Source organism: Caballeronia sp. PC1 (assembly GCF_021353155.1).
Taxonomy (GTDB): domain Bacteria; phylum Pseudomonadota; class Gammaproteobacteria; order Burkholderiales; family Burkholderiaceae; genus Caballeronia; species Caballeronia cordobensis.
In genome coordinates this window covers 1,471,806-1,484,753 of sequence record NZ_JAJUBH010000003.1, presented here as the reverse complement: position 1 = coordinate 1,484,753, position 12,948 = coordinate 1,471,806, and the positions used below count along the sequence as shown (strand labels likewise).

Here is a 12,948-nt window from a genome sequence, read left to right as displayed (position 1 = left end):
TCGTTCGCATCAAAGATCGACGTAGATTTCGCCGCCTTCCACCTGCACGCCGTACACGCGGATCGGCTGCGTGACCGGCGCGCATTGCGCCGCACCCGTGCGGATGTCGAATCGTCCCTGATGCAGCGGACATTCGATGCAGCCGTCTTCCATATAGCCGTCGCTCAACAACGCGAACTGATGCGTGCAGACGTTGTGCGTGGCATGCACTTCGCCGTCGAGCAGATAGAGCGCGATACGCTCCTCGCCGATCGTCACGCCGAGCGGCTCGTCTTCAACCAGATCGGCGAGTTTCGCCGCGAACTTGAGCGCCATGTTTGGCCCCTTCGAAAATATTGTCAGTGTGCTGATGAATCTGATGGACGTATCCTAGCAGGACTTTTCCGCGAGTCAACCGGCCAAAAATAATGGCTTTCCCGTAGACGAACGGGCTTGCGTGCGCATGTGCGATGATTCGAGGCTCGCTCACGACCCGATTCCGTCATGCCGTCCACCAGCATCTCGCGCCCGAGCCCTCTGCCTCTCGCGAGCATTGGCTTCATCCTTGCTTCGATGCTTTGTTTCGCGATCGTCGATACGCTCGCGAAGGCCATCGTGCTGCGCTATCCGGCGAATGAACTGACCTTTTTCCGCATGTTGTTCGGGCTCGTTCCGGCTATCGCGGCATGCTGTGTCGGCGAACGTTCGCTGCTGGACCGCGTGCGGCGTCTCGACATCAAGGGACAGACATGGCGTGCGCTGACGCTGCTCGGCGCATCGGGTTTTTTCTTCGCGGGCCTGCCCTATATTCCGCTCGGCGAGGCCGTGGCCATCGCGTATTCGGAGACCTTGATCGTCGTTCTGCTCGCGCCCTTCATCCTGAAGGAACGGCTCACCCTGCGCGCGGCCATCGCGGCGTTGATCGGCTTCGCGGGCGTGCTGCTCGTCGTGCGGCCCGGCGCCGGCGAATCGAACTGGCTCGGGCCGGTGCTGCTGTTGTCGAGCGCATTGTGCGGCGCGCTGTCCATCATTCAGATCAAACGCATCCGTCCGACCGACGACTCGCGCACCACCGTGCTTTTCTTCACCGCTGTGGGCACCGTCGTCGCGGGCAGCACGCTCGCATTCGGCTGGAAGACGCCGACGTTCGACGCCCTGCTTTTGATGGCGCTGCTAGGTGCATTGGCGACGGTCGGCCAGATCCTGATGACGGTCGCGTTTCGACGCGCCGATGCCGGCACGCTCGCGCCCTTCAACTACACGAGCATCGTCTGGGCGGCGTTGTTCGCCTATATCGTGTGGGGCGAAACCATCGCGCCGCTTTCGCTTGCGGGCATCGCGCTGATCGTCGGCAGCGCGATCGCGGTCGCGTTGCAGCGCAAGATTCCTGAAGGCCCCATTGCATAACGCCATCACATCATGAATATCGAACAACTCGACACCCCCGCCGCGATCGTCGATATCGCGAAGATGCAGCACAACATCGATGCCATGCAGGCGCGCATGAATGCGCTCGGCGTGCGCTTCCGTCCGCATGTGAAGACGACCAAGTGTCTCGATGTCGTGCGCGCGCAGATCGCAGCGGGCGCTCAGGGCATTACCGTCTCGACCCTCAAGGAAGCGGAGCAGTTTTTCGCGGCGGGCATCACGGACGTGCTGTATGCAGTCGGCATGGTTCCCGCGAAACTGCCGCGCGCGATGGCGCTGAAACAGCAAGGCTGCGATCTGAAGATCATCGTCGATAACGTGGCGGCGGCAGCGGCGATCGTCGAGTTTTGCAAGACCGCCAACATCACGTTCGAAGTCTGGCTGGAGATCGATACGGACGGACATCGCTCGGGCCTCTCGCCCGACGACGATGCGTTGCTCGCGATAGCCCGCGTGCTTCGCGATGGCGGCATCGAAGTGGGCGGCGTGATGACGCATGCCGGGTCAAGCTACGAACTGAACGACCCCGAGGCGCTGGCCGCGCTCGCCGAACAGGAACGCGCGGGCTGCGTGCGCGCGGCGCAACGTCTGCGCGCGGCCGGCATCGCGTGCAAGACCGTCAGCGTCGGTTCGACGCCGACCGCGCTCGCCGCGAAGCATCTCGACGGCGTCACCGAAGTGCGCGCGGGCGTCTATGTGTTCTTCGATCTCGTGATGGCGAATGTCGGCGCGTGCGCGACGAGCGATATCGCGTTGAGCGTGCTCACGAGCGTCATCGGTCATCAGCCCGAGAAGGGCTGGGTCATCGTCGATGCGGGATGGATGGCGATGAGCCGCGACCGGGGCACGTCGAAGCAGGCGCGCGACTATGGCTACGGTCTCGCCTGCGCGCTCGATGGCACGCCGCTCGAAGGCTGCGCGCTAATCGGCGCGAATCAGGAGCACGGCATTATCGCGGTTGAACGGGCCGACGATCTCGCGCGACGCTTTCCCCTCGGCATGAAGCTGCGCATTCTGCCGAATCATGCATGCGCGACGGGCGCGCAGTATCCCGAGTATCGCGCGCTTGCGTCCAGCGGCGGCACCGTCGCATGGCCGCGCTTTCACGGCTGGTGATGCGCCACACGCTCGTACAGGATGAGTCCACCATACACGAGCCCCGCCGCAAGGCTCGTGCAGCCGCTATACGTGACGAGCCCGAGCGCCCATCCTTCATTTCCGACGACGAAGCGCAGCGCGAGCGCAAGGCCGCACCATCCGGCGATGCGAAACGCGCGCGATCGTCCGTCTGCAAACTCGCGCCCGAACAAGGCCGTTTGATGGCGGTCCATCGAGATCGCGAGAAAGGCGAATGCGATGACGCAGAATGCAATCGTCATGCGCTTTCCTTCTCGCGCTCGATCGCGAGCGGGCGCACGGCAGCGCGCTTTCCCGCAGGCTTCACACGCGGACGATGATGCGTCACGCGTATCGCCAGCAACGCATGCAGCGCGGCGAAGGCCCACATCGTCAGTTCGAAGCCCGCGAAAACCCAGTCGCCCTGCGCGACGCTGCGCCAGAAGGGTCGATCGGTCGTCAGCGCATCGAGCACGGGCAGCAGCGCGAGCATCGCGGCGGCAAGCCATAGCAACTCGATCCATGCACGCTTCGCGGGTCGCAGCAACGCGTACAGCAAGGTCGCGCCCCATGCCGCGAAAAACAGGTTGATCTCCGCGTTGTCGCGTGCGGCGATGTCGAGCGGCAACAGCCGATTGCCCCAGAGAAAGGCCGTCATTGCGACGGAAAGCCCGGCGATGCTCGCGATGTTCAAACGCTCGACGAGCCAGAAGCCGAAGTAGGGCCGCGCCGGATCGGGCAGCTTCTGACGGCGCTTCACGGTCCACATGACGAGCCCGGTGCCGACCATCGCCGTGCCCGCGAGGCTGACGATGAAATACAGCCAGCGCAATTGCAGGTCGCTGAAGCGTCCGAGATGCAGCGCGTACAGCACGCCGCGCGTTTCCGCCGCCGCGCCGACGCCGTCCTTCACGTCGATGAGCTTGCCCGTCACGCCATCGAAGAGCATGTACTGCGGGCTCATCGACACACGCGACGCCTCGCCGCGCGAGACGGCCACGCGCGCGGTGATGTCGCCGGGATTCGTGATCGTCACGCGGCCGGCCTTGCCGGCGCCCCAGCGTGCCTGCGCCTCGCGCACCATCGCATCGACGGGCGCGAGCGCGGCCTTCTGTCCGCCCGGCTTGCCCGGCTGGATGAACGCGCTGAGCTGCACTTGCATCGTCTGGCGTTCGGCGGGCGTCTTGAACGCGCTCTGCGCGCCCCAGGGCATATACATGGCCATCAGCGTGACGAGACCGGTGTAGGTGATCATCGCGTGAAACGGCAGGCCGAACACCGAGAGCGCGTTATGCGCGTCGAGCCATGAGCGCTGTCCCTTGCCCCATCGGAACGTGAAGAAGTCGATGAAAATTTTCTTGTGCGTGATGACGCCGCTCACGATCGCGACCAGCATGCACATCGCGCAGAGTCCCGCCAGCCAGCGTCCCCAGAGCACCGGCATGTAATAAAACTGGAAATGGAATCGATAGAAAAATTCGCCGCCGAGGGTCTTGCGCGCGCTCGTGCGCTCGCCCGTGACGGGATCGAAGCTCGCTTCCTCGAACGCGCGTCGTCCGTTCGCCACGCCGGGCACGCGCCAGAACGCGCCGACGACGCTCGAGCGCTCGTTCGGCAACTCGAAACTCCATTGCGGGCTGCCCGCGGCGATCGTGCCGAGCGTCGCGCTCACGCGTTGCGCGACGAGCGCCGGATCGGCCGTCGCGCGCTGATGCGGCTGCTCGGGACGCATCCATTGCGACGTCTCGTCCTTGAAATAGCTGACGGTGCCGGTCAGGAACATCGCGTAGAGAATCCAGCCGGCGAGCAGGCCCGCCCACGTATGCAGGTCCGACATGCTCTGGCGAATGCCGCGGCCTTGCGGCTTCGCGGGGGCGACGCGCGTCACGAAACGCGCCCTCCGGCCCACACGCTGAATGCCGCGAGCAAGAGCGGCACGGCGGCGATCGAGAGCCCCGCCCACGTGCGCCCGGCGCTTCGAACCGCGAAGACCCAGACGACCGCGCACGCATAGACGATGAAGCTCGCGAGCATGCCCGTCAGCACGGCTTGCGGCTTGTCCATCGGCAAGGCGAGCGCCGCCACGCTGGCGAGTGCGGCGAGCGCGTAGCCACCGAATATCGCGGCCACGATGCGCGACACGAGCGGCACGCGCCTGGCGATGGCGGTCATCGGCCCGTTTTTCTGGAAGGAAGCGTTCAAATTTTCGATGAAGGAGACGGGCGCGCAATCCGAAGCTCGCGCGCGGACGTCATTGATGCGAGCGCCGGTCAAGCCGGCGTTCGAAAAGTGTAAATGATAACCATTATTAATAACAGGCGCTCGGGCGCGTTGTCAAGTCAACGCTTAAAAGTGTCCGGGCATCAAAGGCGAGATTAGTCTTCGCCCTTGACCCATTTCTTTGTGGCCTGATAGCCGCGCTTCGAGGTATCCGCGATGGCATGGCCGGCCGATTTCGCGCCGTCGCCGATCGCGTGGGCGGCGTCGCGCGCCGCATGCCCGGTCTGGCGGCCGGCGGATTTGACATCCTCCTTGAACTGATGCGCACCCGACTCCAGGCTCGCGTGCGCGAGCGGACTGAGCGCGATCAGCAGGATCGGAACGACGAGCGAAGTGGTCTTTTTCATACCGGCGATTTTCGCATAACGCGCCGACGCTGGAACAGCGCTTGCACGCGCGAACGCATTCCCGTTTCTCTGGAGCTTTCGCATGCATATCGTTTGCCACATGATGTCGTCGATCGACGGACGCAGTCTCACCGATAACTGGAATCTCGATTTCGCGTCGCCAACGTACGAAGAGACGGCCGCGCGCTTCGAGGCCGATGCGTGGGCCTGCGGCCGCGTCACGATGCAGGAAATCTCGCACGGCAAGGATCGCGACTATCCGCGCGGACTGGCGAAAGGCCCGATTCCGCGCACGGACCACTTCGCGACGCGCGATGCGAGCCAGTACGCGATATCGATCGACCCGAAGGGGCGCGTCGCGTGGAAGCGCAGCACGGCGCTCGATTCGCATATCGTCGAAGTGCTCGCCGAAAGCGTCGAGGACGATTACCTCGCTCATCTGCAATCGATCGGCGCGTCGTATGTGTTCGGCGGCAAGGACGATATCGAGCTGAAGCGCGTCGTCGAGACGCTCGAACGCGAACTGAAGATCCGCAAGCTGATCGTCGAAGGCGGCGGACATATCTCCGGCGCGTTCGTGAATGCGCAACTCGCCGATGAAGTCAGCGTGCTTTTGATCCCGCTCGTGGACGGGCGCGAAGCCCATACGTCGTCGTTCGAAATCGCGATGGATGCGTGGCGCAAGCCCACGTATCTGAAGCTCGACTCGGTCGAAACGCTCGATAACGACGTCGTCTGGCTGCGTTATACGCGCAGATAGCATCTCGGCTATCAACCCGGAACGAAGCTTGCTGTAAGCACGCTGCAAGCGTCTGACACCGGAGCGCGCGCATGAAGGCATCGTCTGTCGATCACGGTCTGGTCGTGTTCGTCCACTGCGGCGGCAAGAAGGCCGCGGGCGGACAACATGAAATCGATACGCAGCGCGCCCTCGCCGTGCAGATTGCCCGGCTGCTCGACGCACCCTTTTGCGGCGAATTCGACGCTGCGCGGCGGCATCCGCATCCGTATCTGATTCCCGACGACACGCTCTCGCTCGACGACGCCGCCCGCATGGGTATCGCGCGCGAAGACGATTTTTTCGGCGGCGTGGTGCCGTATCCGTTCGTCGCAACGAAGGTCATCGCGCACGGACTGCCGCCCGGCGCGCGCGCAAAGCCGGCGGGATGGCCCGACGCGCTCGGCGAACGGATCAGCGATCTGGTTCTCCCCGGATATTCCGCATTTTCCCGCGACGATGCCCACGCCGCCGCCGCGCTGCTGTGGAAAGACGGCGCGGTTCGGCTCAAGCGTCCGTCGGGAATCGGCGGAAGCGGACAGGCCGTCATCGCGGATGAAAGCGAGCTCGCCGCGCAGCTCGACGATATCGGCGACGCGACGCTTCGCGCCGAAGGCGTGGTGCTGGAGCGCGACTTGCGCGACATCGCCACGTTCAGTGTGGGGCACGTGCGCGTACGCGCCCACGAAGCGAGTTACTTCGGCGTGCAACATCTGACGCGCAACAATCACGGACACAGCGTGTATGGCGGCTCCGATCTGGTCGTCGTGCGCGGTGGTTTCGACGCGCTGGAAGGCATCGACATGCCGGACGACGCGCGCATGGCAATCGGACGCGCACGCGCGTTCGATGCCGCCATTCACGACGCCTTTCCGGATTTTTTCGCGTCGCGCCGCAATTATGACGCCGCCTGCGGCGCGGCCGGCAACGGCGATCATGTCTGCGGCGTGCTGGAGCAGTCGTGGCGCATCGGCGGTGCGAGCGGCGCGGAAATCGGCGCGTTGCGCGTCTTCGCGAACGATCCCGCGCTGCGGCTCGTGCGCGCTTCGACGGTCGAAGCGTATGGCGACGACGTCGACGTGCCCGCGCACGCCTGCATCGACTATCGCGGCACGGACCCGCGCACGGGTCCGCTCACGAAGTTCCATACGGTCGATACGACCGCCGAAGGAGCGAGCGCATGACGGCAGACCGGCAGGAGATTCAGATTCCCGTCGAACGCGGCTATCTCGACGGCACGGTGGTCACGCCCGGGACGACCATTCCCGGCGTGCTGTTCGTGCACGGCTGGGGCGGCGATCAGGCGCAGTACATGGAGCGCGCGCGGCAGGCGGCGGCGCTCGGCTGCGTCTCTCTCACCTTCGATCTCACCGGCCACGCTCGCACCCGGGAAGCGCAGGAAACGGTGACGCGCGAAACCAATCTCGCCGACGTGCTCGCGGCCTACGACACGCTCGCCGCGCACCCGCTCGTCGATCAGACGTCGATCGCCGTGATCGGCAGCAGCTACGGCGGCTATCTCGCGTCGATCGTCACGTCGCTCAGGCCGGTTCGCTGGCTCGGTCTGCGCGTGCCCGCGCTCTATCTCGACGACGGCTGGACCATCGCCAAGCGCGCGCTGCACACCGAGCACGATCTGGTCGCGTACCGCAGGCGCATCGTGGCCGCGAGCGAAAACCGCGCGCTGCGCGCGGCCGCGGATTTCCACGGCGACGTGCTGCTGGTCGAATCGGAGCACGACCAGATCGTGCCGCATACGGTGCTCGCGAGCTATCTTCAGGCGTTTCTGCGCGCGCATTCGCTGACGTATCGCGTCATCGACGGCGCGGATCACGGCTTGTCCGACGAAGGCAGCCAGCATGCGTACACGGCGCTCGTCATCAACTGGCTGGCGGAAATGATCGGCGGACGGCGCGCGGGCAGCCGCGGCGAAGCGCCCGGACCCGCTGCGCGCTAACGCGGTCTCGGGTCCGCCATTTGCTGTGGATGGTGAGCATCCCACACCATCAAGGAGAACACGATGCCTCGCCAGACTCCCACACAAAATTCGACCTCCGCGACGAGCCGCGCCGCCCCGAGCCAGGACGCGATTCAACTGCTGATGGACGATCATCGCGCCGTCGAAAAGCTGTTCGATGCATTCGAAAAAGCGAAGGAGGACGACCTCGACGCGAAGGCCACGCTCGTGCGCCGCGCCTGCGAAGAGTTGACCGTGCACGCGATGATCGAGGAAGAACTGCTCTACCCCGCCGCGCAGGAAGCGCTCGACGAGGACGACCGGCCGGACGTGGAAGAAGCGTATGTCGAGCACTTTCTGGTCAAGGTGCTGATCGACAAGTTCACCACGCTGCGCGCGGGCGATAAGGGTTTCGACGCGACCTTCAAGGTGATGAGCGAGATGGTGCGCCACCACATCGAAGAGGAGGAGTCGGATCTATTTCCTAAACTGCGCAAGTCCGGAGCCGATCTGGACGCGCTCGGCAAAAAACTCATGCAGCGCAAGGAAGCGCTTGAATCGAAACTGCCGAAGGACGCGGGCGACAACACCATGCGCCTGCACTGACTCATGCGAAATCCCTGGGTCAAGAAGAATCCTTTTATGAGCATGTGGCTGTCCGGCGCGAACGCGGTCATCGGGAAAACGCGAGGCCGCGCGAGTGCGCAAGCGAAGCGGCAGGCGTCGTCCCTGTGGTCGGCGGCGCTCGCGCCGGGCAAGCCGAAAAAGCGCCGCAGCAAACGCTGAGGCGCTTTACTCTTTGCGCATTGCGCGAATCTTTATTCGCGCAATGCGTTCAGGAAATCGCCGAAGGCGCGGTGCGTCGATGCGCTCAGTCCCGCGCCCACCGCCGTCTGCACCGTGCGCCGCAGCCCGAGAATCGCCACGCCAACGAGCGCGAGCGCGATCAATTCCGCATTCGGCGTGCGCAGAAACCACGGCGCGGCGTTCGCCGAAGCCGGCGGCCGCACACGCGGCACGCGCGCGATGCGCACCGGCTCGTCGAGCGCGTGCGCCGCGACCAGTTCCGCGCGCGATTCCGCCATGCGCGCGAGAATCATCTCCTGTTGCACGGCATGCTTCATTGCGCCACCTCCCTGATCGTGTCGACATCGCGCCGCAACTGGTCGCGCAGCAATTGAAACGGCTCGGCCGGCTTGCGCGACATCATGACGATGACGGAGATCACCGCGACGGCGAGCCACGCGCCCGCGACGCACCACGCCGTCAGCACGAGATGCGGCGTGCCGACAGCGGTCACGATCACGGCGATCGATACGAACGACAACGTGAACAGCGCGCCGATCGTGAGCGCGACCATCGCGACGACTTCATGAAGCACGCGCTTCTTCGTTTCGGCGAGTTCGATCGGAATCAGCTCGCCATAATCGACGAGGCGCGTCGTGCAGAAATGGCCGATCCTGCGCCAGTTCGAGATCTTTCTCTGGATGGTCATCGTTGCGTCTCCAGCGAAGTTGAAGGGAGAGAGCGGGCATGCCATAACGCTCAGCACCGGCTATGCCAGCGCCCTCATTCGCTTTTGACGCGGGGTATCGAAGCGCCTTCGCGCTCACGCAAAAAGCCCCGGCGCGGGCCGGGGCTTCGACGTTCGGGCGCGAAAGACCGTTCAGTTTTTCAGATCGTCGGGCACCTTGCCGCCGTTGTCCGCGAGCTTCTGCATCACCTGCTTGTGCAGCCAGATGTTCATCGCGGCGGAGTCTTCGGTGTTGCCGCTGTAATGCAGTTCCGTAGCCAGTTCCTTGCGCGCGGAGAGGCTGCTGTCGAGACCGAGCAGCTTCATCAGATCGACGATCGACGTGCGCCAGTTCAACTGCTCGCCGTGGCTCGCCTGCATCTGCGTGAGCACCGCTTCGACGTCCACGGGCTGCTTTGGCGCGGCGGATTGCGCTGGCGTGGATGCAGCCGTCGATGTGGCCGGCGCGGCGGGCGCGGCGGCCGTGCCCGAGGCGGGCGCCGCAGCCTGGCCCGCCGGCGCGCCCGCCGCGGCCGCATCGTGGTGGCCGAAAATCTTGTTCATGATGTTGGAAAAGATGCTCATGACGCCTCCTTGTTGAAGTGAGTTCCCGCTATGCGCAAGCGCCGTGCCGAACCGCCTACGGCGTGGCCGGCGTGCCTTCTCCCGGCTTGTTCGCCAGCCCCGGCGCATCCACTATGAACGCGAGTTGCTTCGTCTCCGTGTCATACCGGCAATGCACTTTTGCCCCTTCCGCCACGTCGCCGCGCAGCATTTCCTTCGCCAGCCGGTTCTCGATCAACTGACGAATCTGCCTGCGCAGCTCGCGCGCGCCGAATTCCGGCCGATAGCCGACTTCAGCGAGATGATCGACCACCGATTCGTCGAAATCGAGCACGATATCCTGGCTGTGCGCCATCCGCTGCACCTGATCGAGCAGCAGCCGCACGATATGGCGCACTTCATCGCGCCCGAGCGAGCGGAACAGGATGATGTCGTCGATGCGGTTCAGGAACTCCGGCCTGAAGTGCTGGCGCAGCACGCTCATCACGCCGCTTTGCAGGGATGCGTCGGCGTCCGTTGCGCTTGCCGTGAAGCCGAGCGTCGCGCGCTTTTGTCCGGCGATCACATCGGAGCCGAGATTGCTCGTCGCGATGATCAGCGTATTGCTGAAATCGACGACGCGGCCCTTGCCGTCGGTGAGGCGGCCATCGTCGAACACCTGCAGCAGCACGTTGTACACGTCGGGGTGCGCCTTCTCGATTTCGTCGAGCAGGATCACGCTGTACGGACGGCGCCGCACGCGCTCGGTCAACTGACCGCCTTCGTCGTAGCCGACGTATCCCGGCGGCGAGCCGATCAGCCGCGACACCGCGTGGCGCTCCATGTATTCGCTCATGTCCACGCGCAGCATCGCGTCCTCGTCGCCGAACACGACTTCCGCGAGCGCCTTCGCGAGCTCGGTCTTGCCGACGCCGGTCGGCCCGAGAAACAGGAACACCGCGATCGGCCGGTTGCGCCCCTGCAAGCCGGTGCGCGCGCGGCGCACGGCATCCGACACGGCCTCGACCGCCTCGTCCTGCCCGATCACGCGCTTGTGCAGGCGCTCCTCCATGTTCAGGAGGCGCGCGCGCTCTTCCTCGGTCAGTTGCGTCACGGGAATGCCCGTGAGCGTCGCGACGATCTCCGCGATCTGCGCGACCGTCACCGTCGAGGTATTCATGCCAATGCGCTGCTTCCACGTATCCGTGTTCTCCTGCAACGCCTTTTCCTTCTGCGCGATTTCGCCGTCGAGCGCATGCGCGCGGTCGAACTGCTTGCGCGATGCCGCATAGTCCTGCTCGCGGCGCAACTGCGCGAGCTCGGATTCCAGCTCGAGGATTTCCGCCGGGCGCGACGTCGCCGAAAGATTGACGCGCGCGGCGGCCTGATCGACGAGATCGATCGCCTTGTCGGGCAGAAAACGCCCGGTGATGTATCGATCCGACAATTCCGCCGCGCCGACGATGGCATCGTCCTGAATCGTGACCTTGTGATGCGCTTCGAGCCGGTCGCGCAGGCCGCGCAGAATGTTGATGGTTTGCGCGACGGTCGGCTCGGCGATCAGCACGGGCTGAAAGCGCCGCTCCAGTGCGGCGTCCTTCTCGATGTGCTTCTGATACTCGGCAAGCGTCGTCGCGCCGATCAGGTTTAGTTCGCCGCGCGCCATCGCCGGCTTGAACACGTTGGCGATATCGAGTCCGCCCTCGCCGCCGCCCTGCCCCGCGCCGACGATCGTATGCACTTCGTCGACGAACAGCAGCAGCGTGTCGCGATTCGCGGTGATTTCCTCGACGACCTGCTTCACGCGCTCCTCGAACTCGCCGCGAAACTTCGCGCCCGCCACCATCGAATTCACGTTCAGTTCGATGAGCCGCTTCTCGCGCAGGGATTCGGGCACGTCGCCGTTGACCATGCGCTGCGCGAGCCCTTCGACGACCGCCGTCTTGCCGACGCCCGGCTCGCCGATCAGCACCGGGTTGTTCTTGCGCCTGCGCGCGAGCACTTCGACCATCGTTTCGATTTCGCGCGCGCGGCCGATGACCGGATCGAGATGCCCTTCGCGCGCGAGCGCGGTGAGATCGCGGCTGAACTTGTCGAGATTGGGCGTGCGCGAGGGCGGCCCTTCGCCGCGCGGCGGACCGCCCGCGCCGACGGTCTGCGCGGTCTGCTGCCTGAGCGCCTGCGGATCGACGTTCAGCTTGCCGAGCAACTGGCCCGCGAAGCTGTCGGGGACTTCGGCGAGGCCGATCAGCAGATGCTCCGGCGCGACATAGCTGTGACGCAGTTGCCGCGACGCGAGAAACGCACGATCGAGCGCGCTCTTCAGACGCGGCGACACGGCGATCATGCCGTCCGTGGGCGGCCGCGTGCCGTCGCGGCGCTGCGCGTTGGCGTCGATGTAGGCGCGAATCCCCGCCGGATCGATGCCGATGCTGTCGAGTATCGACCCGATGACCGCGTTGTTCGCCAGCTCGTACAGCAAATGCTCCGTATCGACGTGCGGGCAGCCGGACTGCACGGCGCGCTCGGCGGCGCGCATCAGCATTTCCTTTGCGCCGTCGCTGAAATAGCGGTCGATATTCGCGCCTTCGGTTTCGTTGAGCCGCGCCGCCGTGGCCTGATCGGGCGGCGCGGCGGCTTCGGGCGCGGGGGTATCGGCGGACGCGCCGCCCATGAAGAGCGATTCGAGCGGCGAGAGCGCGCGCTGATGACGCGTCAGCTGAGCGTAGTGAAAATCGCATACGTCGATGACGTGGCGCCGGCCGTTGCGCAGCACGGCGAGCCGCACCGTGGCGGGACGCGCGGCGCAGACGTCGCACAAGTGAGCCATGTTCGGAGTCCTCGATCGTTGGGCGTGCGCCCGGAGATTGAAGGGGGTGCAACCGGTGTTCCAGCGACGCGGAATAAGGCTTGCTTGATGGCCTTGACTGTCGGAAGCAGCACGAAACACGATAACGCGATTTCCCCACCCTCACAGCAACCCTGCCAAAGCGCGCTCATGCGTTGG

16 protein-coding genes are annotated in these 12,948 nt (G+C 65.0%); 7 read left to right on the top strand and 9 right to left on the bottom strand.

What is annotated here, in order from left to right:
• Positions 1–9: 9 nt before the first annotated feature.
• The gene (locus LY284_RS31340; protein ID WP_014252416.1) at positions 10–315 is read right to left on the bottom strand and encodes a non-heme iron oxygenase ferredoxin subunit; all 306 of its coding nucleotides are present in this window, start codon (positions 313–315) and stop codon (positions 10–12) included.
• Positions 316–483: 168 nt separating this feature from the next.
• Between LY284_RS31340 and LY284_RS31335 the strand changes: the two genes are divergently transcribed.
• On the top strand, positions 484–1,386 hold the full coding sequence (locus tag LY284_RS31335; RefSeq protein WP_233390140.1) for a DMT family transporter: 903 nt from the start codon (positions 484–486) through the stop codon (positions 1,384–1,386).
• Between the two features lie 12 nt (positions 1,387–1,398).
• On the top strand, positions 1,399–2,523 hold the full coding sequence (locus LY284_RS31330; RefSeq protein ID WP_233390139.1) for a DSD1 family PLP-dependent enzyme: 1,125 nt from the start codon (positions 1,399–1,401) through the stop codon (positions 2,521–2,523).
• Here the strand turns inward: LY284_RS31330 and LY284_RS31325 are convergent.
• The 4 genes from LY284_RS31325 to LY284_RS31310 form a co-directional block, all read right to left on the bottom strand.
• Positions 2,511–2,786, bottom strand: coding sequence for a DUF3325 domain-containing protein (locus tag LY284_RS31325; protein ID WP_014252419.1), 276 nt, complete (start codon positions 2,784–2,786; stop codon positions 2,511–2,513). The two genes, LY284_RS31330 and LY284_RS31325, sit on opposite strands and share 13 nt — an antisense overlap.
• The gene (locus LY284_RS31320; protein WP_233391081.1) at positions 2,783–4,360 is read right to left on the bottom strand and encodes a PepSY domain-containing protein; all 1,578 of its coding nucleotides are present in this window, start codon (positions 4,358–4,360) and stop codon (positions 2,783–2,785) included. Before LY284_RS31320 ends, LY284_RS31325 begins: the two co-directional genes overlap by 4 nt.
• A gap of 47 nt (positions 4,361–4,407) precedes the next feature.
• Positions 4,408–4,695: a DUF3649 domain-containing protein gene (locus LY284_RS31315; RefSeq protein WP_233390136.1), complete on the bottom strand. Its 288-nt coding sequence runs from the start codon at positions 4,693–4,695 to the stop codon at positions 4,408–4,410.
• Positions 4,696–4,898: 203 nt separating this feature from the next.
• On the bottom strand, positions 4,899–5,150 hold the full coding sequence (locus LY284_RS31310) for a hypothetical protein (protein ID WP_233390133.1): 252 nt from the start codon (positions 5,148–5,150) through the stop codon (positions 4,899–4,901).
• 82 nt (positions 5,151–5,232) lie between these two features.
• Between LY284_RS31310 and LY284_RS31305 the strand changes: the two genes are divergently transcribed.
• The 5 genes from LY284_RS31305 (at position 5,233) to LY284_RS31285 (ending at position 8,671) form a co-directional block, all read left to right on the top strand.
• Positions 5,233–5,910 (top strand): dihydrofolate reductase family protein, encoded by a 678-nt coding sequence (locus LY284_RS31305; RefSeq protein WP_233390131.1) that lies wholly within the window; start codon positions 5,233–5,235, stop codon positions 5,908–5,910.
• A 71-nt stretch (positions 5,911–5,981) separates the two neighbouring features.
• Complete coding sequence (locus LY284_RS31300) at positions 5,982–7,112, top strand: DUF3182 family protein (RefSeq protein ID WP_233390129.1); 1,131 nt, start codon at positions 5,982–5,984, stop codon at positions 7,110–7,112.
• Entirely contained in the window at positions 7,109–7,885 is a 777-nt protein-coding gene (locus LY284_RS31295; protein WP_233390127.1) for a S9 family peptidase, read from the top strand. Before LY284_RS31300 ends, LY284_RS31295 begins: the two co-directional genes overlap by 4 nt.
• Before the next feature lie 63 nt (positions 7,886–7,948).
• A complete protein-coding gene (locus LY284_RS31290; RefSeq protein ID WP_233390125.1) occupies positions 7,949–8,491 on the top strand; it encodes a hemerythrin domain-containing protein in 543 nt (180 codons plus the stop codon).
• A 36-nt stretch (positions 8,492–8,527) separates the two neighbouring features.
• Positions 8,528–8,671, top strand: a complete 144-nt coding sequence (locus LY284_RS31285; protein ID WP_233391111.1) for a hypothetical protein — start codon at positions 8,528–8,530, stop codon at positions 8,669–8,671.
• A gap of 32 nt (positions 8,672–8,703) precedes the next feature.
• Here LY284_RS31285 and LY284_RS31280 read toward each other — a convergent pair whose 3' ends face one another.
• The 4 genes from LY284_RS31280 to LY284_RS31265 form a co-directional block, all read right to left on the bottom strand.
• Positions 8,704–9,009 (bottom strand): hypothetical protein, encoded by a 306-nt coding sequence (locus LY284_RS31280; RefSeq protein WP_045460887.1) that lies wholly within the window; start codon positions 9,007–9,009, stop codon positions 8,704–8,706.
• Positions 9,006–9,380, bottom strand: a complete 375-nt coding sequence (locus tag LY284_RS31275) for a phage holin family protein (protein ID WP_014252427.1) — start codon at positions 9,378–9,380, stop codon at positions 9,006–9,008. Before LY284_RS31275 ends, LY284_RS31280 begins: the two co-directional genes overlap by 4 nt.
• 171 nt (positions 9,381–9,551) lie before the next feature.
• A complete protein-coding gene (locus LY284_RS31270) occupies positions 9,552–9,983 on the bottom strand; it encodes a DUF3597 domain-containing protein (RefSeq protein ID WP_233390123.1) in 432 nt (143 codons plus the stop codon).
• 55 nt (positions 9,984–10,038) lie between these two features.
• Entirely contained in the window at positions 10,039–12,771 is a 2,733-nt protein-coding gene (locus LY284_RS31265; RefSeq protein WP_233390122.1) for an ATP-dependent Clp protease ATP-binding subunit, read from the bottom strand.
• Positions 12,772–12,948: the final 177 nt, after the last annotated feature.

Bases quoted from the DNA above. Each gene is read 5' to 3' on its own strand.
- LY284_RS31340 (WP_014252416.1), bottom strand. From the start codon at position 315: ATGGCGCTCAAGTTCGCGGCGAAACTCGCCGATCTGGTTGAAGACGAG.
- LY284_RS31335 (WP_233390140.1), top strand. From the start codon at position 484: ATGCCGTCCACCAGCATCTCGCGCCCGAGCCCTCTGCCTCTCGCGAGC.
- LY284_RS31330 (WP_233390139.1), top strand. From the start codon at position 1,399: ATGAATATCGAACAACTCGACACCCCCGCCGCGATCGTCGATATCGCG.
- LY284_RS31325 (WP_014252419.1), bottom strand. From the start codon at position 2,786: ATGACGATTGCATTCTGCGTCATCGCATTCGCCTTTCTCGCGATCTCG.
- LY284_RS31320 (WP_233391081.1), bottom strand. From the start codon at position 4,360: ATGTCGGACCTGCATACGTGGGCGGGCCTGCTCGCCGGCTGGATTCTC.
- LY284_RS31315 (WP_233390136.1), bottom strand. From the start codon at position 4,695: ATGACCGCCATCGCCAGGCGCGTGCCGCTCGTGTCGCGCATCGTGGCC.
- LY284_RS31310 (WP_233390133.1), bottom strand. From the start codon at position 5,150: ATGAAAAAGACCACTTCGCTCGTCGTTCCGATCCTGCTGATCGCGCTC.
- LY284_RS31305 (WP_233390131.1), top strand. From the start codon at position 5,233: ATGCATATCGTTTGCCACATGATGTCGTCGATCGACGGACGCAGTCTC.
- LY284_RS31300 (WP_233390129.1), top strand. From the start codon at position 5,982: ATGAAGGCATCGTCTGTCGATCACGGTCTGGTCGTGTTCGTCCACTGC.
- LY284_RS31295 (WP_233390127.1), top strand. From the start codon at position 7,109: ATGACGGCAGACCGGCAGGAGATTCAGATTCCCGTCGAACGCGGCTAT.
- LY284_RS31290 (WP_233390125.1), top strand. From the start codon at position 7,949: ATGCCTCGCCAGACTCCCACACAAAATTCGACCTCCGCGACGAGCCGC.
- LY284_RS31285 (WP_233391111.1), top strand. From the start codon at position 8,528: ATGAGCATGTGGCTGTCCGGCGCGAACGCGGTCATCGGGAAAACGCGA.
- LY284_RS31280 (WP_045460887.1), bottom strand. From the start codon at position 9,009: ATGAAGCATGCCGTGCAACAGGAGATGATTCTCGCGCGCATGGCGGAA.
- LY284_RS31275 (WP_014252427.1), bottom strand. From the start codon at position 9,380: ATGACCATCCAGAGAAAGATCTCGAACTGGCGCAGGATCGGCCATTTC.
- LY284_RS31270 (WP_233390123.1), bottom strand. From the start codon at position 9,983: ATGAGCATCTTTTCCAACATCATGAACAAGATTTTCGGCCACCACGAT.
- LY284_RS31265 (WP_233390122.1), bottom strand. From the start codon at position 12,771: ATGGCTCACTTGTGCGACGTCTGCGCCGCGCGTCCCGCCACGGTGCGG.